This window comes from Vibrio nitrifigilis, from assembly GCF_015686695.1.
Classification (GTDB): Bacteria; Pseudomonadota; Gammaproteobacteria; order Enterobacterales; family Vibrionaceae; genus Vibrio; species Vibrio nitrifigilis.
In genome coordinates this window covers 2,420,137-2,440,629 of the sequence record NZ_JADPMR010000001.1, presented here as the reverse complement: position 1 = coordinate 2,440,629, position 20,493 = coordinate 2,420,137, and the positions used below count along the sequence as shown (strand labels likewise).

Below are 20,493 nucleotides of genomic sequence, written 5' to 3'. Positions count from 1 at the left end.
TATCACTCATTGATAAAAGGCTTCCTCATATGAGGAAGCCTTTTTTGTTTGATACGTAAAAATGAGTAATCTAGCAAACAATACTGGAAATATTTCTTATTCGTAAATAGGATACATTTAAGTCGTTTAAGAAGCACAAACCCAACAGGATAAGAGAATGATCCATATAATTACTGGCAGCACGCTAGGAAGTGCTGAATACGTTGGCGATCATCTAAATGATCTGCTGCAAGAGAAAGGCTTGGATACTACGATCCACAATCAACCAGATCTAGATGAAATTCCCGTGGAAGGAACTTGGTTAATTATCACTTCAACTCATGGAGCTGGCGAATATCCTGATAATATCCAGCCCTTTATAAACGCTTTACAAGAGACACCGCCTAAGACTGCGGGGCTCAAATACGCTGTAATTGCAATTGGTGATTCTAGCTATGATACGTTTTGTGCTGCTGGCAAACATGCATATTCATTGTTAGAGGATATTGGGGCTGAACCTATTACTGATTGTTTAACTATTGATGTTCAAGAACACCCAGTTCCAGAAGATGCAGCAGAAGAATGGTTTAATACCATCGCGGATAAATTTGAATAATCACTATGATCAAGATAGAAGCGGCTAATTTTTAGTCGCTTTTTTTTCGATCTTACGAATGCAAAACCAAAACATTAGTCGACTTCCAGGTTTAACCGGTCATATAATAACCACTTAGACTGTGGATAAGTTCAATGTTATCCGGTGATCAACCGGTAGTTATCCAAATAATAACTTTGATCGTTTTTTACCCCTGTGTATAAGTACCTATTTTGATCCCAGCTAATCCTCGATCAGATCAGTTGATGATCACATGTTATGATCGTCTAAAGATCCATGATCCATATGATCATTTTTTAGTTATCCACAGAGATCGACGATCCTAATAGTAGATCTAATAAGAGATCTATATAAAGATCTTTATATATAATTACTTAAAACTCGATCTATAAAAAATTAGAAAAGCGATTTAATAGCCAGCAGAAAGAAGGTAGAATACGCCTCCTTTAATTTTCCTTAGTTCTAACGAAACACCTGAGGTCGTTCATGCTCTATCACGAAACATTTGACGTCATTGTGGTCGGTGGCGGTCATGCAGGAACGGAAGCCGCTCTAGCCGCCGCTCGCACTGGCCAAAAAACGCTACTTTTAACACATAATATTGATACTCTGGGACAAATGTCTTGTAACCCAGCTATTGGTGGCATTGGTAAAGGACATCTTGTAAAAGAAGTCGATGCTATGGGCGGTTTAATGGCTGAAGCTATTGACCATGCAGGTATTCAATTCAGAACGCTCAACGCATCAAAAGGTCCTGCTGTTCGTGCTACTCGAGCACAAGCTGACCGAGCGTTGTACAAAGCGTATGTGCGCCATACTCTGGAAAATACTCCAAATTTAACGTTATTCCAGCAAGCTGCTGATGATCTTATCGTTGAAAACGATCAAGTGAAGGGTGTGGTGACCCAAATGGGGCTCAAATTCCACGCTAAAGCGGTTGTATTGACCGTTGGTACCTTCCTTGGTGGAAAGATCCATATTGGTCTGGAAAACTTCTCAGGGGGCCGTGCAGGCGATCCTCCATCGATCGCATTAGCAAATCGACTTCGAGAATTGCCATTCCGTGTAGAACGTTTAAAAACGGGTACACCTCCGCGTATTGACGCAAACAGTGTTGATTTTTCTCAACTAGCTCAACAGCATGGTGATAACCCAACACCTGTGTTTTCTTTCATGGGCAATCGAACTCAGCACCCACATCAAATTCCGTGTTATATCACCTATACGAACGAAAAGACTCACGATGTTATTCGTACGAATTTAGATCGTAGCCCAATGTATTCAGGTGTTATTGAAGGTGTAGGACCACGCTATTGCCCATCTATTGAAGATAAGGTAATGCGTTTTGCAGACAAAAACAGCCACCAAATTTTTATTGAGCCTGAAGGTCTGAATACCACAGAGCTTTATCCAAATGGTATTTCAACAAGTTTGCCGTTTGATGTTCAAGTCCAAATCGTTCGTTCAATGAAAGGATTTGAAAATGCTCATATTGTTCGTCCAGGTTATGCGATTGAATATGATTTCTTTGATCCTCGTGATTTGAAACATACCTTTGAAACGAAATTCATTAGCGGTCTGTTCTTTGCTGGGCAGATCAATGGCACAACTGGCTACGAAGAAGCGGCTGCTCAAGGTTTAATGGCTGGACTGAATGCGAGTTTATTTAGTCAAGACAAAGAAGGGTGGAGTCCACGTCGTGACCAAGCTTATGTTGGCGTGTTGATTGACGATCTTTCTACCATGGGCACGAAAGAACCTTACCGCATGTTTACTTCCCGCGCTGAATACCGCTTGATGCTGCGTGAAGATAATGCGGATCTTCGCTTAACTGAACAAGCGCGAGAGTTTGGCTTAATCAGTGATGAGCGTTGGGCTCGCTTCAATCAAAAAATTGAAAATATTGAATTAGAGCGTCAACGCCTGAAATCGATTTGGATGAATCCAAAATCTGAGTCTGTTGATGAACTTAATAAATTATTAAAAACACCGATGGCTCGTGAAGCAAGTGGTGAAGATTTGCTTCGTCGTCCTGAAATGACTTATGAAAGTTTAACTTCGCTGGCGTCATACGCGCCTGGCATCGAAGATAGCCAAGCTGCTGAGCAGGTAGAAATTCAAGTGAAATATGAAGGATATATTCAACGTCAACAAGACGAAATTGAAAAATCACTTCGCCATGAAAATACTAAACTGCCATTTGATTTGGACTACAAAGACGTCAAAGGTCTATCAAATGAAGTCGTGCTAAAACTAAACGAAGCTAAACCGGAAAGTATTGGTGTTGCATCACGTATTTCAGGAATTACACCAGCTGCGATCTCTATCCTACTGGTACACCTGAAAAAGCACGGTATGCTTAAGAAAGGGGAAGCCGCGTAATGAGTTCTCCATTGCGAGCGAAGTTGGATGATTTGATCGCTCAGACTGATTTGGACGTGTCTGATCGTCAACGCGAACAATTGGTAGGTTACGTTGAGCTCCTCAATAAATGGAATAAAGCGTACAATTTGACCTCTGTACGAGATCCAATAGATATGTTAGTTAAACATATCTTGGATAGTATCGTCGTGAGTTCTTCCCTTGAGGGAAAACGGTTTATTGATGTAGGTACAGGGCCTGGGTTGCCAGGTATTCCTCTATCAATCATGAACCCTGACAAAGAATTTGTCCTTTTGGATAGCTTGGGAAAGCGAATTCGTTTTATCAAACAGGTTATTCATGAGTTGAAGATTGGCAATGTGACGCCAATTCAAAGTCGGGTAGAAGACTATGATGCGGGTGAAGGTTTTGATGGTGTTTTAAGTCGAGCTTTTGCCTCAATGCTTGATATGGTGGATTGGTGTCATCATCTACCCAAGCAACAATCGGGTGTCTTTTTGGCTTTGAAAGGTCATGTGCCACAAGACGAAATAGATCAGTTACCTGAATGGTGTTCTGTGATATCGGTCAAATCTTTGAAAGTTCCTGAGTTGGAAGGTGAGCGTCATCTTGTAATCTTATCGCGCAAGGGATAACAGCGAGGCACACCGTGGGTAAAATCGTAGCAATTGCCAACCAGAAAGGTGGTGTTGGTAAAACAACAACTTGTATCAATTTAGCCGCATCTATGGCTGCGACTAAACGTAAGGTTTTGGTCGTTGACCTAGACCCGCAGGGTAACGCCACAATGGCGAGTGGTGTCGATAAATATCAAGTCGATGCGACTGCTTATGAGTTATTGGTTGAAGATTCGCCGTTCTCAGAAGTGGTGTGCCATAAAACATCAGGAAATTATGACTTAATCGCAGCGAATGGTGATGTGACCGCCGCTGAGATTAAATTAATGGAAGTGTTTGCACGTGAAGTACGTTTGAAAAACGCACTGACACCGGTTCGAGATGAGTACGACTACATTTTTATTGATTGTCCACCAGCTCTAAACTTACTCACCATTAATGCTATGGCGGCAGCTGACTCCGTACTCGTTCCAATGCAATGTGAATATTTTGCTTTAGAAGGGTTAACGGCATTAATGGATACCATTAGTAAGTTAGCTGCAGTAGTGAATGAAAATTTAAAAATCGAGGGTTTACTGCGTACTATGTATGATCCTCGTAACCGCCTCTCTAACGAAGTGTCCGATCAATTGAAAAAACACTTTGGTGATAAAGTGTATCGTACCGTCATTCCTCGTAATGTTCGTTTGGCTGAGGCCCCAAGTCATGGTAAACCTGCCATGTACTATGACAAGTATTCTGCTGGTGCTAAAGCCTATTTAGCTTTAGCGGGTGAGATGCTTCGTCGTGAAGAAGTTCCCGCATAATGATTTAACTTAAGGAATTCGTTTACATGTCTAAACGCGGTTTAGGAAAAGGGCTGGATGCATTACTAGCAACTAGCTCAATGGCTCGTGAAAAACAGCAAGTTGCTTCAAATAGCCAAACGCTATCTTCAGAAGCAGATCTAACGGATCTCGCTATTACGAGCTTGAAACCGGGTATTTACCAGCCCCGTAAAGACATGTCTCCAGAAGCGTTGGAAGAGCTATCTGCTTCTATCCAGTCTCAAGGTATTATCCAACCGATAGTTGTTCGACCACTAGAAACTGGTGGGTATGAGATTATAGCCGGAGAGCGTCGCTGGAGAGCAGCACGTCAGGCTGGGCTAAAACAAGTTCCTTGTCTTATTAAACGTGTTGAAGACCGTGCTGCAGTGGCCATGGCTTTGATCGAAAACATTCAACGTGAAGACTTGAATGCGATCGAAGAAGCGCAAGCTCTCGAACGTTTGCAAGACGAATTCAAGTTAACCCACCAACAAGTCGCCGATGTGATTGGTAAATCGCGCACGACTGTCAGCAATTTATTACGTCTAAACCAATTAGATGAAAAAGTTAAAAAGTTTGTTGAAACTAAGCAGCTAGAAATGGGCCATGCTCGTGCTTTGTTGATGCTCGAAGGTGAGCTTCAAGCTGATATTGCTGAAAAAGTAGCCAAAAAGCAGCTTACGGTTCGTCAAACCGAACAACTCGTCAAAAAATGTCTTTCTGGACCATCTGACGATAAAAACGTGGTAGAAGACGTAGAAATTCAACAAATATCACAGAACCTTAGCGATAAATTGCATGCAAAAGTTTCAATCGTGCGATCTAAGAACGGAAAGTCAAAACTAACAATAAGTCTTGATGAACCTCACAAATTAGAACAAGTGATTGCCAAGCTAGAACGCTAAATGAGATAATTGATTTAAATCAATTGTAAAAAACAACTTTTCATTCGAAAAGTTGTCGAGTTGTAAGCAAAACTGTAACTTTTTGTGGTAATTACATTGCCAAAGATTATGGTATGTATATAAAATTTTTAGCATAGCATCTGGCTTTAGTTGTTAGGTCAGGTGCATTTTATGTGGGGTAAGAATACATGGTAGCTGCGTTAGCTAGACCGGGACGAGAGCTTGCTAAGCAATTGTTATTGATCCAGTTGGGCGCGGTTATGGTTGTGGCAACAGGAATGGCTGTTGTGGTTAATGCTGAATGGGGATTTTCTGCGCTAATAGGTGGTGGCATTTTTGTCATTGCTAATGCTGTATTCGCGCTGTTCGCTTTCATGTTTAGTGGGGCTCGTGCTGCAAAACGTATCACGGCGTCTTTCTACACAGGTGAAGCTCTTAAAATCCTCATTACCATTGCACTATTTTCTGCTGCTTACATGTATGTCCAGGTGGAACTTGTTCCCCTGAAACTAACCTATTTGCTGGTACTAGGTATTAATATCTTTGCACCAGTACTATTCATTAACAACAAAAAATAGGATGAGTTATGGCTGCGCCAGGTGAAGCGCTAACACCGTCCGGTTACATTGAGCACCATTTGTCTAACTTATCATTGGCTCGTATTTCTGAGCACTATGATTTGGGGTGGCAAATAAGTGAGACAAGTTTCTGGAACGTTCATATCGATAGCCTGTTTTTTTCTGTGTTTACTGGATTGATCTTCCTTTGGATGTTCCGTTCAGTTTCTAAGAAAGCAACAGTGGGTGTACCAGGCAAGCTGCAGTGTTTTGTTGAGATGGTAGTTGAATTTGTCGACCAAAACGTCAAAGAGACTTTCCATGGACGCAATGCGCTAATTGCTCCGCTGGCACTAACTATCTTTTGTTGGGTATTGCTAATGAACATCATGGACCTTGTGCCCATCGATTTCTTGCCTTACTCAGCACAGCATCTGTTAGGGGTTCCTTATTTAAAAGTGGTTCCTTCTGCTGATGTGAATATCACCATGGCTATGGCTCTAGGTGTTTTTGCTTTGATGATTTTTTACAGCATCAAAGTGAAAGGCTTAGGTGGGTTCGTGAAAGAATTGGCTCTACATCCATTCAATCACCCTGTCATGATTCCGTTTAACCTACTTATTGAAGTGGTGTCGTTGCTGGCGAAACCGTTATCACTGGGTATGCGTCTATTCGGTAACATGTTTGCGGGTGAGGTTGTATTCATTCTTTGTGCGGCGATGTTGCCTTGGTGGTTACAATGGATCGGTTCACTTCCGTGGGCTATTTTCCATATTCTGGTAATTTTGATTCAAGCATTTGTGTTCATGATGTTGACTATCGTTTATCTGTCAATGGCACACGAAGACTCGGATCATTAATTTTTTATATTTTGTTTTTTTAAAGCTTTTATTGGGCACTTTAGCCAACAATTATAATTGGAGATAGTAATGGAAACTTTACTGAGCTTTTCTGCAATCGCCGTAGGTATTATCGTCGGTCTTGCTTCTCTAGGTACAGCGATTGGTTTCGCTCTTCTAGGCGGTAAATTCCTTGAAGGCGCAGCTCGCCAACCTGAAATGGCTCCTATGCTGCAAGTTAAGATGTTCATCATCGCAGGTCTGCTCGATGCGGTTCCAATGATCGGTATCGTTATCGCACTTCTATTCACTTTCGCTAACCCGTTTGTTGGTCAACTAGGTTAATCACGTATTTCCAGTGGCAAAACACATCTACGTTTTGCCTTTGATTAACATAAGTCTGTCCATATAGGGGGTAGCTGTTGTGAATATGAACGCAACTCTGCTAGGTCAAGCAGTCGCCTTTATCCTGTTTGTTTGGTTCTGCATGAAATATGTATGGCCACCAATCATTAAAGCGATTGAAGAACGTCAGCAAAAAATTGCTGATGGTTTGCAAGCCGCTGAGCGTGCAAAGAAAGATTTAGATCTAGCACAAGCCAACGCTTCTGAACAAATGAAGGAAGCGAAGCGCACAGCAACAGAGGTCATTGAGCAAGCGAATAAACGTAAAGCTCAGATTTTGGATGAAGCTCGTGAACAGGCTCTGGAAGAACGCCAGAAGCTCCTGACTCAAGCAGAAGCTGAAATCGAAGCTGAACGTAATCGTGCACGCGATGAGCTGCGCAAACAAGTTGCTACTCTGGCTATCGCTGGTGCCGAGAAAATCTTAGAGCGTTCAATCGATAAAGATGCGCACAAAGATATTCTTGACAACGTAGCTGCAAAACTTTAACTCAGGGGGCGCTTATGTCTGAACTGACTACTATTGCACGCCCCTATGCTAAAGCAGCATTTGATTTTGCGGTGGAGAAACAACAGTTAGATCAATGGTCTGAAATGTTGGTATTCGCTGCTGAAGTCGCAAACAACGCGCAAATTCATGAACTGATTACCAGTTCTCTCTCTGCCAATAAATTAGCAGAGGTTTTTATCGCAGTTTGTGGCGAACAGTTTGATGAATCTGGCCAGAACCTTATTAAGGTGATGGCAGAGAATGGCCGCTTAGCGGCTGTTCCTGAAGTCTGCGCTCAATATCATGTTCTGAAAAAAGAACATGAATCGAAAATCGATGTGGAAGTTATTTCTGCAAGCGAGCTTTCAGAGCAACAAAAAGCAGACATCAGCAGCAAACTAGAGCAGCGCCTCGAGCGTAAAGTTCTGCTGAATTGCAGTATAGATGAGACCCTACTAGCTGGGGTTGTAATTCGAGCCGGAGACTTAGTCATCGATAACTCAGCGCGTGGACGTTTACACCGTCTGAGCGATGCATTGCAGTCTTGATGGGGATTGGAGCATGCAACTTAATTCCACGGAAATAAGTGATCTTATTAAACAGCGTATCGAATCTTTCGACGTTGTTAGTGAAGGTCGCAATGAAGGTACTATCGTTTCGGTAAGCGATGGTATTATCCGCATTCACGGTCTTAAAGACGTGATGCAGGGTGAAATGATTGAATTACCGGGTGGCCGTTATGCACTAGCACTTAACCTTGAGCGTGACTCGGTAGGTGCGGTTGTAATGGGCCCATATGCTGACCTTAAGGAAGGCACAAAAGTAACTGGTACTGGTCGTATTCTTGAAGTACCAGTTGGTCCTGAACTGCTTGGTCGTGTGGTTAACACTCTGGGTGAACCTATCGATGGCAAAGGACCTCTTGAAGCAAAAATTACTTCTCCAGTTGAAGTGATTGCACCTGGCGTTATCGATCGTCAATCGGTAGATCAACCAGTTCAAACAGGTTACAAATCTGTTGACTCGATGATCCCAATTGGTCGTGGCCAGCGTGAATTGATCATCGGTGACCGTCAAACAGGTAAAACTGCGATGGCTATCGATGCGATCATCAACCAGAAAGATTCTGGCATTTACTCTATCTACGTAGCTATCGGCCAAAAAGCGTCGACAATTGCTAACGTAGTACGTAAGTTAGAAGAGCACGACGCACTTAAAAACACTATCATTGTGGTTGCGTCAGCATCTGAATCTGCTGCATTGCAATACCTTGCTCCTTACGCAGGTTGTGCAATGGGTGAATACTTCCGTGATCGCGGAGAAGATGCACTGATTGTTTATGATGATCTATCTAAACAAGCTGTGGCTTATCGTCAGATTTCTCTATTGCTACGTCGTCCACCAGGTCGTGAAGCATTCCCTGGTGACGTATTCTACTTACACTCTCGTTTACTAGAGCGTGCTGCTCGTGTAAGCGCAGAGTATGTAGAACGTTTCACTAACGGTGAAGTGAAAGGTAAGACTGGTTCATTGACAGCTCTACCTATCATCGAAACCCAAGCGGGTGACGTATCTGCATTCGTACCGACTAACGTAATTTCTATTACCGATGGTCAGATTTTCCTACAGACAGAACTGTTCAACGCAGGTGTTCGCCCAGCGGTTGACCCAGGTATCTCTGTTTCTCGTGTGGGTGGTTCAGCTCAAACTAAGATCATTAAGAAATTGGCTGGTGGTATTCGTACTGCTCTTGCTCAATATCGTGAATTGGCTGCATTTGCGCAGTTCTCTTCAGATCTTGACGCCGCTACTAAGAAGCAGCTAGACCACGGTCAAAAAGTGACTGAACTGATGAAACAGAATCAGTACACACCGATGTCTATCTTTGAGCAGGGCTTAGCTATCTTCGCTGCAGAGCGTGGTTACCTTGCTGATGTAGAACTGAACAAAGTTCTAGATTTTGAAGCCGCTTTACTATCGTATGCTCATTCTCAATATGCTGAACTAGCAGAAGAGATCAACAAGTCCGGTGCTTATAACGGCGAAGTTGAAGACAAGTTAACCAAACTTGTTGAAGATTTCAAAGCAACCCAAACTTGGTAACTAAGTCGGTGGCAGTAATGCCACCAACTAATGGAGAGTAACGATGGCCGGCGCAAAAGAGATACGTAGTAAAATCGGTAGTGTAAAAAGCACTCAGAAAATTACTAAAGCGATGGAAATGGTAGCCGCTTCTAAAATGCGTCGTTCGCAAGAAGCGATGCAGGCTTCCCGACCATACGCGCAAACGATGCGTAAAGTGATCGGTCATGTCGCAAACGCGAATCTCGAGTACCGTCATCCGTACTTAGAAGAACGCGAAGCGAAACGTGTTGGTTATATCATTGTTTCTACAGACCGTGGTTTGTGTGGTGGTTTGAACGTTAACTTGTTCAAAAAAGCCCTGATGGATATGAAATCTTGGCAAACCAAAGGTGTGGATGTTGAGCTAGCTATTATCGGCTCTAAAGCAACATCCTTCTTTGCTCACTCCGGTGCAAAAGTAGCTGCACAGGTATCGGGCCTTGGTGATTCACCAAGTCTTGAAGACCTAATCGGCTCTGTCGGTGTGATGCTGAAGAAATATGATAACGGTGAATTAGATCGCCTGTACGTTGTGTTCAACGAATTTGTAAACACAATGGTGCAACAACCAACGATCGATCAATTGCTGCCTTTGCCTAAATCAGACAGCGAAGAAATGCAGCGTGATCACTCGTGGGATTATATCTACGAACCAGAGCCTCAACCGCTACTTGATGCCTTACTACTACGTTACGTAGAGTCACAGGTTTATCAGGGCGTAGTTGAGAACCTTGCTTGTGAGCAAGCGGCTCGAATGATTGCGATGAAAGCTGCAACAGATAACGCATCTAACTTGATTGATGAATTAGAACTTGTGTACAACAAAGCTCGTCAAGCGGCGATTACACAAGAACTTTCTGAAATCGTAAGTGGTGCAGCTGCGGTTTAAGCTTAGGTAAAACAAACAGTTTAGAGGATTAACGATGGCTACAGGTAAGATCGTACAGATCATCGGCGCAGTAGTCGACGTGGAGTTCCCACAGAGCGAAGTACCTAGTGTTTACGATGCTCTTAACGTTGTTGAAGCAACAGGACGTTTGGTTCTTGAAGTGCAACAGCAACTTGGCGGTGGCGTATGTCGCGCAATCGTAATGGGTAGCTCAGATGGTTTACGTCGTGGAATGACAGTTGAAAATACTGGCGCTCCAATTTCAGTGCCAGTAGGTACTAAGACCCTTGGTCGTATCATGAACGTTCTTGGTGACGCGATTGATGAACGCGGTGAAATCGGTGCTGAACAACAGTACTCTATCCACCGTGCAGCACCTAGCTACGAAGAGCAGTCAAATGCGACAGCACTTCTAGAAACGGGTGTTAAAGTTATCGACTTAATTTGTCCATTCGCTAAGGGTGGTAAAATTGGTCTGTTTGGTGGTGCAGGTGTAGGTAAGACCGTTAACATGATGGAACTTATCAACAACATCGCACTGAAACACTCTGGTCTATCTGTATTTGCAGGTGTAGGTGAGCGTACTCGTGAGGGTAACGACTTCTACTACGAAATGCAGGAAGCAGGTGTTGTAAACCTAGAAAACCCAGAAGAATCTAAGGTTGCGATGGTTTACGGTCAGATGAACGAGCCACCGGGTAACCGTCTGCGTGTTGCGTTGACTGGTCTTACTATGGCTGAGCGTTTCCGTGACGAAGGCCGTGATGTACTGCTATTCATCGATAACATCTACCGTTATACCCTTGCGGGGACTGAAGTTTCAGCACTGCTAGGTCGTATGCCTTCAGCAGTAGGTTACCAACCTACACTTGCTGAAGAAATGGGTGTTCTTCAAGAACGTATCACGTCAACTAAATCTGGTTCTATCACGTCTGTACAGGCGGTATACGTACCAGCAGATGACTTGACTGACCCATCACCAGCAACGACTTTCGCTCACTTAGACGCGACAGTAGTACTGAACCGTAACATTGCATCTATGGGCCTATACCCAGCGATCGACCCACTAGATTCAACTTCTCGTCAGTTGGATCCACTAGTAGTTGGTCAAGAGCACTACGACATCGCTCGTGGCGTTCAACAAACACTGCAACGTTACAAAGAGCTAAAAGATATCATTGCTATTCTTGGTATGGACGAATTGTCTGAGCAAGATAAGCAAGTGGTAGCTCGTGCTCGTAAGATTGAACGTTTCCTTACTCAGCCATATCACGTAGCTGAAGTATTCACTGGCGACCCTGGTATTTACGTATCGCTAAAAGAAACCCTACGTGGTTTCAAAGGTCTGCTAGATGGTGACTACGATGATATTCCTGAGCAAGCCTTCATGTACTGCGGCTCTATTGACGATGCTGTAGAAAACGCGAAAAAAATGTAAGGCTAATTAGGAGGCGTTATGGCAGCAATAACCTTTCACCTAGATGTTGTTAGTGCAGAAAAAAAATTGTTTTCTGGACAAGTTGAAACATTTCAGGTGACCGGTAGCGAAGGTGAACTTGGTATCTTCCATGGTCACACACCGCTGCTGACCGCTATCAAGCCTGGTATGGTGCGCATTGTTAAGCAACACGGCCACGAAGAGATCATTTATATCTCTGGTGGTATTGTTGAAGTTCAGCCTGGTACAGCAACTGTACTGGCTGACACAGCTATCCGTGGTGAAGACCTTGATGCAGCTAAGGCAGAAGAAGCCCGTCAACGTGCTGAAGAACATATTCAGAACCAACACGGTGACATGGACTTCGCGCAAGCGGCCAGTGAACTGGCTAAAGCCATGGCTCAATTACGAGTAATTGAGCTCACCAAAAAACGTCGTTAATTATAAATTAGAGACGTTATTTAAAGAGAAGGCGACCATTTGGTCGCCTTTTTTATTTATTTTTTAATGAAATTTGACGGCAAAAAATTAACTCTCTGTACGTAAACCGCTAGAATGTTCAGCATCTTTCTTTTTGCAACATCGTAGGGAACTTCATGAAATTTAGCGCAGTGATTCTTGCCGCCGGTAAAGGCACGCGAATGCATTCAGCTTTGCCAAAAGTACTGCATACATTAGCGGGAAAACCCATGGTGAAACATGTCATTGATACATGTTCAGGCTTAGGCGTACAAAATATCCATTTGGTGTACGGCCATGGTGGCGATTTAATGCAGCAGTCGTTGGCTAATGAATCGGTAAATTGGGTATTACAAGCTGAGCAACTTGGTACTGGCCATGCGGTTAATCAAGCTGCGCCTCATTTTGCTGATGACGAAAAAGTATTGATTCTTTACGGTGATGTGCCACTTATTTCCGAACAGACGCTAGAGCGAATGTTAGATGGTCAACCTGCTGGTGGTATTGGTTTGTTGACTGTTGTGATGGATAACCCGATGGGTTATGGCCGTATCGTACGTGAAAATGACTCTGTTGTTGCTATTGTCGAACAGAAAGATGCAACAGAAGAGCAGAAGGCGATTAAAGAGATTAATACCGGTGTTATGGTTGCTGATGGTCGTGATTTGAAACGTTGGTTATCTGGCTTAACGAATGATAATGCGCAAGGCGAGTACTACCTTACCGACATTATTGCTGCTGCTCATCAGGAAGGTCGCTTAATTCAATCTATTCACCCAGTACAAGACAGTGAAGTCGAAGGGGTGAACGATCGTGTGCAACTGGCAAAATTAGAGCGTATTTATCAACAAGAGCAAGCCAATAAACTGCTGGTTCAAGGTGTGATGCTACGAGATCCTTCTCGCTTTGATCTTCGTGGTGAATTGCAATGCGGTAAAGATGTCGAGATCGATGTGAATGTGATCATCGAAGGTAAAGTGACTCTTGGTGATAATGTGGTTATCGGTGCGGGCTGTGTGTTAACTGATTGCGAAATTGATGACAACACCCTTGTTCGTCCATACAGTGTGATTGAAAATGCCACAGTAGGTGAAAAATGCACTGTCGGTCCTTTCTCTCGTCTTCGTCCTGGTGCTGAATTAAGTAATGATGCCCATGTTGGTAATTTTGTTGAAGTAAAAAATGCGCGTATTGGTGAAGGCTCTAAAGCGAACCACTTAACTTATGTGGGTGATGCTGAAATTGGTCAACGAGTTAATTTAGGCGCAGGCGTGATTACTTGTAATTATGATGGTGCAAACAAGCATAAAACGATCATCGGCGATGATGTGTTTGTTGGTTCAGATACCCAACTCGTGGCGCCTGTCCGTGTCGCTGATGGCGTTACAATAGGTGCTGGCACCACAGTAACTAAAGATATTACTAATGATGGTGAGTTAGTCATCACTCGCGCTAAAGAGCGCCGTATCTCTGGTTGGAAGCGTCCCGTTAAGAAAAAGTAGTTTCATTCATTATTAAAAAAGGTCGCTCTATGCGACCTTTTTTAATCGTTACATCACAATTAAGGCCGTTCAAATATCGTTGCAATTCCTTGTCCTAAACCAATGCACATTGTGGCTAATCCGTAGCGTTTTTGTTTTTGTTCTAATGCATTGATGAGTGTTGTGCAGATGCGAGTTCCAGAACATCCCAAAGGATGGCCAAGGGCAATAGCTCCTCCGTTGATATTAAGTTTGTTGGTGACATCTTCAGGAGTTAACTTAAAAGACTGAATGCACGCGATGGTCTGTGCGGCAAATGCTTCGTTGAGTTCAATAACATCAATATCCTTTAAATTTAAATGGGCGCGTTTCAGGGCTTTATGTGTCGCTGGTACAAGGCCTAGCCCCATGGTTGCAGGCTCACATCCAGCGACGGCCATTGATTTTATATAAGCTCTAATTGGTAGTTTTAGCTGTTTTGCTTTATTTTCGCTCATGAGCAACATAATTGATGCTCCATCTGATAATGCCGATGAGCTTCCCGCAGTAACGCTTCCTTTGGGATCAAATGCAGGAGGTAATGATTGTAATTGTTCAAAAGATGCATCAGATCGAATAACTTCATCCGTTTGTACAGAGACTAACGCTCCGTCGTTATTATGTCCGGGAATGGGGAGAATCTCTTGATTAAAGAAACCATTGTCCGCAGCATTTGCTGCTTTTTGATGTGAATTGAGCGCATATATATCTTGGTCTTCTCTGGATATACTAAATTGATTAGCCAGAACTTCAGCCGTTATACCCATCAGTGCAGATGCTTTAGCAACATGGTGGCTAAGTTGAGGATGTAAATCGACGCCATGAGTCATCGGAATATGTCCCATATGTTCTACACCACCGGCTAAACATATTTCGGCATCACCCACCATAATTGCTCTCGTGGCATCATGAAGCGCTTGCATTGATGAACCACATAATCTGTTCACAGATACAGCGGCAATAGTATGTGGTAGTCCTGCTAATAGTGCGGCGTTTCTTGCTATATTAAAGCCTTGCTCTAACGTTTGTTGTACACATCCCCAATAAATATCCTCGATCTGAGTGGGATCAAGCTGTGGATATTTTGTTAAGATCCCATGCATTAGGTGTGCAGAAAGATCTTCTGCGCGAATATTACGAAAAGATCCATTTTTGGAGCGTCCCATCGGGGTTCTCAGACAATCAACGATCACAATTCTGTTCATCATGTTTTCCTCCTAATGATCTTTCTTCTCTAATGGCTCAGGAAGAGGAGATTGATAATGATGTGAATAGAAGGTTTTCCCACTTTTATTTATTTGTATTAAATGGTTAGGTGGTATGTATAAAGGGCCTAAGTGTTGATAGGGTTGTGTTGATCTTAAGTAATTGTCAATGCCGATCGTTTCTAGGTAACGACATGGTCCTCCTCGAAAAGGTGGAAATCCCAAGCCATAAACGAGTGCCATATCGATCTCTTCAGCTGTGGATATAATATTTTGCTCTAAACAAAGAACGGACTCATTAATCATCGGTATCATCATTCTATCGATGATCATTTGTTCGTTGTGATCTTTGTTATGTGGTTGGGTGGATAATAATTCGATTAGTTCAGGGTTAGGCTGTTTAATAGGGTGCCCTTTCTTGTCAGTAGAGTAACAATAAAATCCCTGTTGAGTTTTGTTCCCTAGCCATTGGCGTTCAAATAATAGTGCTACTACGTCATCTTTTATTTCTTTGAATCGGTCAGGATAACCTTGATTCATGACAGTTTGGGCGTGATAAGCTGTATCGATACCAACAATATCCAGTAACCAAGCAGGTCCCATCGGCCAGCCAAATTCTTGCTCCATCACTTTATCGATTAAGACAAAATCTATTCCATCTTTAAGAAGTAACCGAAATGCCATTAGATAAGGGAATAGGACTCGATTAACAAAAAAACCAGGACAGTCATTAACAACAATTGGAGATTTGTTTAATTGTAATGCCAGGCTAACTATCTGGTTTATTGTTGCTTCATTAGTTTGTTTTCCTCGGATAATTTCAACGAGAGGCATTTTATGTACAGGGTTGAAAAAATGCATACCGCAAAAACGTTCAGGACGATTTAGCGACAGAGCCAGTTGTTCAATTGGAATAGTGGAGGTATTTGAAGTGATGATGGTATCAGTAGAAACATGAGATTCGATTTCTTTTAGTACCGTACTCTTAATGTTAGCGTTTTCGACGACAGCTTCTATCACAGTATCGACATTATCGAATGTATCGTAACTCAAACTTGCGGTTATTTTATTAAGAACATCAGCTTGGCGGTTTTCATCTATTTTTCCTCGTTTCCATTGAGTCGTTAGTAGCTTCGCTGAATGCGCTAGACCTATATTGAGTGCTTCTTGATTGATATCTTTAAGCTGTACAGTGTTGTTGTGACTCGCTGCTTGATAGGCAATACCGCCTCCCATTATCCCTGCTCCTACCACACCGATATGACTGGGCTCGGTTATTTGAGCAGAGCACATTCTTCTTGCTTTTGTTTTAACTGATTGATCGTTTAGAAATATTCCAATTAAGGCATGAGCTTGGGGTGTTTGAGTTAATTTGATAAAGGCATTACGTTCAATTTCTAATGCATTTGGTCGATGGCATTGAGCTGCTTGTTGTATCACACTAACAGCGGTTTTTGGGGCAGGGTAATGGGCGCCAGCTTTTTGGGTAACTAGACTGTTGGCAATAGTGAAACTGAGTAATTGCTCGGTGTGATTCAATGCCAAAGGAGATAACTTTACCGTCCTCTTTTTTTTCCAATCTAGTTTATGACTTATCGCTTCATTAAGCGTGGTTAACGCTGAGGTAAATAAGTGTTCTGGAGTAGTTACTGCGTCAAGAATACCTATTTTTAGTGCTTCATATGCAGAGTAAGTCCTTGCCTGCGTAATCGCCTCCATTGCTGAATCTGGTCCGATTAATCTAGGAAGTCTTACTGTTCCTCCGAAACCTGGAATGATGCCGAGTTTTGTTTCTGGTAATCCAATATTAGTGGTTGTATCTCCAACTCTGAAGTCAGTAGTGAGTACACACTCACATCCTCCACCTAGTACATGTCCCGTTAGCGCTGAAATGGTAGGAAATGGTAAGTCCTCTAGTTTATTAAATACGCTATTGGCATAGACTAACCAATAGCTGAGAACTTCTTCTGGTTGAGTAAAAAGGCTCAGAAATTGGGTGATGTCTGCACCTACTATAAAAGAATCTTTATCTGTCGTGATTATTAGCCCTTTTACAGTTTTATGCTGGTGGAGAATATCTAGTGCTTCATCGAGGTGTTGTAGAGTTTGTAAATCTAATTTATTGACTGAGCTCTTAGAGGAAAAGCACAGTTCTACAATATGGTTATCTCTTGCTTTTAGGTATAGGTTGCTGGTTTGGTAGAGCATGATCTTTCTCCGTATTTGGCTTCGATGGAAGCGACAATACAAAATCCTGGTACGACCAGTAACCTTAGTGTGTATGGCAAATAAGAGTTTGGCAATTTTAAATTCAACATTTTTTTAACATTTACGCTTTATCACTCACTTAGCTCACGTGATAAACTGTCTCCTTTCCTTTTGTTTTAAGAATACTATGAACGTTCAGCCATATTTGATTCCTGCGCAGTCGGTTCGATTTGAAGAAGAGATTAAAAAAAGTGTCTTTATCACTTATTTAGCCCATACCCCATCAATAGAAGAAGCTAAAGCCTTTGTTGACTCTATCAAAGCAAAGCATAACGATGCTCGCCATAATTGCTGGGGGTTTGTCGCCGGTCGACCTCAAGATTCAATGAAATGGGGTTTTAGTGATGATGGTGAGCCATCAGGAACAGCTGGAAAGCCTATATTGGCACAGTTAACAGGTTCAAATGTTGGGGAGTTATCAGCGGTAGTCACTCGTTACTATGGTGGCATTCGGTTGGGAACAGGAGGTTTAGTTAAGGCCTATGGTGGCGGAGTACAACAAGCACTTAAGTTACTTCAAACTATTGAGAAAAAAATAACCACTCGTCTTTTCCTAGAGCTAGACTACGCATTAGTACCTTTGACTCAATCAATTATGGTGCAGTTTCAAGCAATTGAAGTAGAAGCTGACTATAGTGAAAAAGTAGCTTTTGTTATTGAATTAGAATATTTGCAAGTTGAATCTTTTACCCAAACGCTAATTAATAAAAGCGGGGCTAAAGTTATCATAACTCACCCAGAACAAACATAGGAAGCAACAAGCTTAAGCTTGGTCAACGTCCAGTAATGCAATTTCGTTCTATTATCCGTATTGTCGGGTTACTTCTCGCCCTGTTCAGTGCCACAATGTTGGCACCTGCTTTAGTTGCTTTAATATACCGAGATGGTGCGGGTGTACCGTTTGTATCTACCTTCTTTATTTTGTTTATGTTGGGAACCTTCGCTTGGTTTCCTAACCGCCGTCATAAATATGAACTTAAATCTCGTGATGGATTCCTTATCGTAGTGTTATTTTGGGTTGTTATTGGTAGTGCAGGAGCGATGCCATTTTGGCTTTCAGACAACCCACGAATTTCTATTACTAACGCATTTTTTGAATCCTTTTCTGCGTTAACCACCACGGGCGCGACTGTTATCGTTGGACTCGATGCTTTACCCAAAGCTATTTTATTTTATCGTCAGTTTCTTCAATGGTTTGGTGGTATGGGGATCATTGTATTAGCAGTGGCAATACTGCCAGTTCTTGGTATTGGTGGAATGCAGCTGTATCGAGCAGAGATTCCTGGTCCAGTTAAAGATACTAAAGTGACTCCTCGGATAGCAGAAACGGCTAAAGCTCTTTGGTATATCTATTTAAGTTTAACGATCGCTTGCGCGGCGGCCTATTGGTTAGCTGGAATGACATTCTTTGATGCAATTTGTCACAGTTTTTCTACGATAGCCATTGGAGGGTTTTCTACACATGATGCCAGTATGGGGTATTTCAACAGTCACACTATTAATATGATTACAGTTGTTTTTTTATTGATATCTGCCTGTAACTTTACCTTACACTATGCAGCGTTCGCTACTGGAGGCGTTAACCTCCGCTATTATTGGAAAGATAGAGAATTTCGCGCTTTTCTCTTCATACAGCTCGTTTTATTCCTAGTTTGCTTTTTAGTGTTGTTTAATCACAATACTTATTCGTCTTTATTGGATGCTTTGAATCAGGCTCTGTTTCAAACAGTTTCTATTTCAACTACCGCAGGATTTACTACTTCAGGTTTTTCAGATTGGCCACTTTTCTTACCTGTATTATTACTTTTTTCTTCTTTTATTGGCGGATGTGCAGGATCTACCGGTGGTGGTATGAAGGTTATTCGTATACTGCTGCTTACGTTACAAGGGTCTAGGGAACTGAAACGATTAGTGCACCCACGAGCTATTTACCCGATAAAACTAGGGGGAGTGGCATTATCACAAAGAGTCGTCGATGCGGTATGGGGTTTTTTTGCGACATATACCTTAGTGTTTGTCATATGTATGCTTGCTCTGATAGCAACGGGCATGGAGGAATTAAGCGCTTTTTCTGCAGTTGCAGCCACATTGAACAACTTAGGTCCTGGTTTAGGTGAGGTGTCGGTTCATTTTGCGAATGTGAACGATACTGCAAAATGGATTTTGATTCTTTGTATGCTATTTGGACGGTTAGAAGTATTTACTCTCTTGATATTATTTACCCCCACGTTTTGGCGTAGTTAGAGGTTATTTTGAAAATACTATATTTATACTCAAGCCGAGAAGGCCAGACAAAAAAGATCATTAATACTATTGCTGAACAGGTTTCTGAACATGAGTATGAAATTATCGACTTACATAAAGTAGAAACATTAGACTTTTCTATTTATGACAAAGTACTGATCGGTGCTTCGATCCGATATGGGCACTTAAACAAAAAGCTTTACCAATTTATTGAGCGCTATCAATCGCAATTAGAAGAGGCTAACTCGGCATTCTTTTGTGTGAATCTAACTGCTAGAAAAGAGGCGGAAGGGAAAGATACGCCTGAAGGTAGTGTTTATATAAAAACGTTTTTGAAAAAATCCCCTTGGCAGCCAGAATTAATCGGTGTTTTTGCTGGTGCCCTATATTACCCGCGTTATGGTTGGTTCGATAAGATGATGATTCGATTGATAATGACTTTAACTAAAGGGGAAACGGATACAACGAAAGAAATAGAGTATACCAATTGGGATAAAGTGAAATTATTTGCTAATAGATTTAAAGAAATGTAAACAAAACCATCTAATTTGACCCTTTTTGTCTCTTTTTTATCCGAACAGTAAGAAACATAGAAAAAATGGCAAAAAAACTATTGCCATTTTTCTTCGCTTACCTATAATGCGCCCTCACTGACACGGGGATGCAACAAAGTCTTCGTTTATCAGTAGGGCATTCAAGTTCATCAAATTTGATGAAAAAACTTTTGAAAAAAGTGGTTGACACTGA

20 protein-coding genes are annotated in these 20,493 nt (G+C 42.1%); 18 read left to right on the top strand and 2 right to left on the bottom strand.

The genetic code is table 11. The annotated features are described in order from the left end of the window. The first annotated feature begins 157 nt into the window (after positions 1-157). The 15 genes from mioC (at position 158) to glmU (ending at position 14,011) form a co-directional block, all read left to right on the top strand. Positions 158-595 (top strand): FMN-binding protein MioC, encoded by a 438-nt coding sequence (gene mioC, locus I1A42_RS10790; protein ID WP_196123479.1) that lies wholly within the window; start codon positions 158-160, stop codon positions 593-595. 486 nt (positions 596-1,081) lie between these two features. Continuing rightward, positions 1,082-2,977 (top strand): tRNA uridine-5-carboxymethylaminomethyl(34) synthesis enzyme MnmG, encoded by a 1,896-nt coding sequence (mnmG, locus tag I1A42_RS10785; RefSeq protein WP_161155686.1) that lies wholly within the window; start codon positions 1,082-1,084, stop codon positions 2,975-2,977. After that, positions 2,977-3,612 (top strand): 16S rRNA (guanine(527)-N(7))-methyltransferase RsmG, encoded by a 636-nt coding sequence (gene rsmG / locus I1A42_RS10780; protein WP_196123478.1) that lies wholly within the window; start codon positions 2,977-2,979, stop codon positions 3,610-3,612. The genes mnmG and rsmG overlap by 1 nt, the downstream gene beginning before the upstream one ends. Positions 3,613-3,626: 14 nt before the next feature. Further along, positions 3,627-4,400 carry a ParA family protein gene (locus tag I1A42_RS10775; protein ID WP_196123477.1) on the top strand — a complete coding sequence of 258 codons (774 nt, stop codon included), beginning with the start codon at positions 3,627-3,629 and terminating at the stop codon, positions 4,398-4,400. Between the two features lie 26 nt (positions 4,401-4,426). Next, a complete protein-coding gene (locus I1A42_RS10770) occupies positions 4,427-5,308 on the top strand; it encodes a ParB/RepB/Spo0J family partition protein (RefSeq protein WP_196123476.1) in 882 nt (293 codons plus the stop codon). Positions 5,309-5,496: 188 nt separating this feature from the next. Further along, positions 5,497-5,886 (top strand): F0F1 ATP synthase subunit I, encoded by a 390-nt coding sequence (locus I1A42_RS10765; protein ID WP_161155694.1) that lies wholly within the window; start codon positions 5,497-5,499, stop codon positions 5,884-5,886. Between the two features lie 8 nt (positions 5,887-5,894). Further along, on the top strand, positions 5,895-6,725 hold the full coding sequence (gene atpB / locus I1A42_RS10760) for a F0F1 ATP synthase subunit A (RefSeq protein ID WP_161155696.1): 831 nt from the start codon (positions 5,895-5,897) through the stop codon (positions 6,723-6,725). Between the two features lie 69 nt (positions 6,726-6,794). Then, entirely contained in the window at positions 6,795-7,049 is a 255-nt protein-coding gene (gene atpE, locus I1A42_RS10755; protein ID WP_002540812.1) for a F0F1 ATP synthase subunit C, read from the top strand. Between the two features lie 79 nt (positions 7,050-7,128). After that, entirely contained in the window at positions 7,129-7,599 is a 471-nt protein-coding gene (atpF, locus tag I1A42_RS10750) for a F0F1 ATP synthase subunit B (protein WP_161155698.1), read from the top strand. A gap of 14 nt (positions 7,600-7,613) precedes the next feature. Continuing rightward, positions 7,614-8,147: a F0F1 ATP synthase subunit delta gene (gene atpH, locus I1A42_RS10745; RefSeq protein ID WP_161155700.1), complete on the top strand. Its 534-nt coding sequence runs from the start codon at positions 7,614-7,616 to the stop codon at positions 8,145-8,147. 13 nt (positions 8,148-8,160) lie between these two features. Then, complete coding sequence (gene atpA, locus I1A42_RS10740) at positions 8,161-9,702, top strand: F0F1 ATP synthase subunit alpha (protein WP_161155702.1); 1,542 nt, start codon at positions 8,161-8,163, stop codon at positions 9,700-9,702. Positions 9,703-9,745: 43 nt separating this feature from the next. Further along, on the top strand, positions 9,746-10,612 hold the full coding sequence (gene atpG, locus I1A42_RS10735; protein WP_161155704.1) for a F0F1 ATP synthase subunit gamma: 867 nt from the start codon (positions 9,746-9,748) through the stop codon (positions 10,610-10,612). Positions 10,613-10,646: 34 nt separating this feature from the next. Further along, complete coding sequence (gene atpD, locus I1A42_RS10730) at positions 10,647-12,050, top strand: F0F1 ATP synthase subunit beta (RefSeq protein WP_161155706.1); 1,404 nt, start codon at positions 10,647-10,649, stop codon at positions 12,048-12,050. Positions 12,051-12,068: 18 nt separating this feature from the next. Further along, positions 12,069-12,491 carry a F0F1 ATP synthase subunit epsilon gene (locus I1A42_RS10725; RefSeq protein WP_161155708.1) on the top strand — a complete coding sequence of 141 codons (423 nt, stop codon included), beginning with the start codon at positions 12,069-12,071 and terminating at the stop codon, positions 12,489-12,491. Between the two features lie 155 nt (positions 12,492-12,646). Next, on the top strand, positions 12,647-14,011 hold the full coding sequence (gene glmU, locus I1A42_RS10720) for a bifunctional UDP-N-acetylglucosamine diphosphorylase/glucosamine-1-phosphate N-acetyltransferase GlmU (RefSeq protein ID WP_196123475.1): 1,365 nt from the start codon (positions 12,647-12,649) through the stop codon (positions 14,009-14,011). Positions 14,012-14,070: 59 nt separating this feature from the next. On the opposite strand, the gene fadA is transcribed toward glmU, so the two are convergent. After that, positions 14,071-15,234, bottom strand: coding sequence for an acetyl-CoA C-acyltransferase FadA (gene fadA, locus I1A42_RS10715; protein WP_196123825.1), 1,164 nt, complete (start codon positions 15,232-15,234; stop codon positions 14,071-14,073). A 12-nt stretch (positions 15,235-15,246) separates the two neighbouring features. Then, positions 15,247-17,442 (bottom strand): fatty acid oxidation complex subunit alpha FadB, encoded by a 2,196-nt coding sequence (gene fadB / locus I1A42_RS10710; protein ID WP_196123474.1) that lies wholly within the window; start codon positions 17,440-17,442, stop codon positions 15,247-15,249. Between the two features lie 187 nt (positions 17,443-17,629). Between fadB and I1A42_RS10705 the strand changes: the two genes are divergently transcribed. From I1A42_RS10705 to hemG, 3 genes are read left to right on the top strand one after another with little or no spacing between them, the layout of a single operon-like run. Beyond that, entirely contained in the window at positions 17,630-18,253 is a 624-nt protein-coding gene (locus I1A42_RS10705) for a YigZ family protein (RefSeq protein ID WP_161155714.1), read from the top strand. Between the two features lie 35 nt (positions 18,254-18,288). Further along, positions 18,289-19,746 (top strand): TrkH family potassium uptake protein, encoded by a 1,458-nt coding sequence (locus I1A42_RS10700; RefSeq protein ID WP_161155716.1) that lies wholly within the window; start codon positions 18,289-18,291, stop codon positions 19,744-19,746. Positions 19,747-19,751: 5 nt separating this feature from the next. Beyond that, complete coding sequence (gene hemG, locus I1A42_RS10695) at positions 19,752-20,279, top strand: menaquinone-dependent protoporphyrinogen IX dehydrogenase (protein ID WP_196123824.1); 528 nt, start codon at positions 19,752-19,754, stop codon at positions 20,277-20,279. Positions 20,280-20,493: the final 214 nt, after the last annotated feature.

What these genes read in the sequence shown, in the direction of transcription:
- mioC (WP_196123479.1), top strand. Translation starts at nt 158, where the DNA reads ATGATCCATATAATTACTGGCAGCACGCTAGGAAGTGCTGAATACGTT.
- mnmG (WP_161155686.1), top strand. Translation starts at nt 1,082, where the DNA reads ATGCTCTATCACGAAACATTTGACGTCATTGTGGTCGGTGGCGGTCAT.
- rsmG (WP_196123478.1), top strand. Translation starts at nt 2,977, where the DNA reads ATGAGTTCTCCATTGCGAGCGAAGTTGGATGATTTGATCGCTCAGACT.
- I1A42_RS10770 (WP_196123476.1), top strand. Translation starts at nt 4,427, where the DNA reads ATGTCTAAACGCGGTTTAGGAAAAGGGCTGGATGCATTACTAGCAACT.
- I1A42_RS10765 (WP_161155694.1), top strand. Translation starts at nt 5,497, where the DNA reads ATGGTAGCTGCGTTAGCTAGACCGGGACGAGAGCTTGCTAAGCAATTG.
- atpB (WP_161155696.1), top strand. Translation starts at nt 5,895, where the DNA reads ATGGCTGCGCCAGGTGAAGCGCTAACACCGTCCGGTTACATTGAGCAC.
- atpE (WP_002540812.1), top strand. Translation starts at nt 6,795, where the DNA reads ATGGAAACTTTACTGAGCTTTTCTGCAATCGCCGTAGGTATTATCGTC.
- atpH (WP_161155700.1), top strand. Translation starts at nt 7,614, where the DNA reads ATGTCTGAACTGACTACTATTGCACGCCCCTATGCTAAAGCAGCATTT.
- atpA (WP_161155702.1), top strand. Translation starts at nt 8,161, where the DNA reads ATGCAACTTAATTCCACGGAAATAAGTGATCTTATTAAACAGCGTATC.
- atpG (WP_161155704.1), top strand. Translation starts at nt 9,746, where the DNA reads ATGGCCGGCGCAAAAGAGATACGTAGTAAAATCGGTAGTGTAAAAAGC.
- atpD (WP_161155706.1), top strand. Translation starts at nt 10,647, where the DNA reads ATGGCTACAGGTAAGATCGTACAGATCATCGGCGCAGTAGTCGACGTG.
- I1A42_RS10725 (WP_161155708.1), top strand. Translation starts at nt 12,069, where the DNA reads ATGGCAGCAATAACCTTTCACCTAGATGTTGTTAGTGCAGAAAAAAAA.
- glmU (WP_196123475.1), top strand. Translation starts at nt 12,647, where the DNA reads ATGAAATTTAGCGCAGTGATTCTTGCCGCCGGTAAAGGCACGCGAATG.
- fadA (WP_196123825.1), bottom strand. Translation starts at nt 15,234, where the DNA reads ATGAACAGAATTGTGATCGTTGATTGTCTGAGAACCCCGATGGGACGC.
- fadB (WP_196123474.1), bottom strand. Translation starts at nt 17,442, where the DNA reads ATGCTCTACCAAACCAGCAACCTATACCTAAAAGCAAGAGATAACCAT.
- I1A42_RS10705 (WP_161155714.1), top strand. Translation starts at nt 17,630, where the DNA reads ATGAACGTTCAGCCATATTTGATTCCTGCGCAGTCGGTTCGATTTGAA.
- I1A42_RS10700 (WP_161155716.1), top strand. Translation starts at nt 18,289, where the DNA reads ATGCAATTTCGTTCTATTATCCGTATTGTCGGGTTACTTCTCGCCCTG.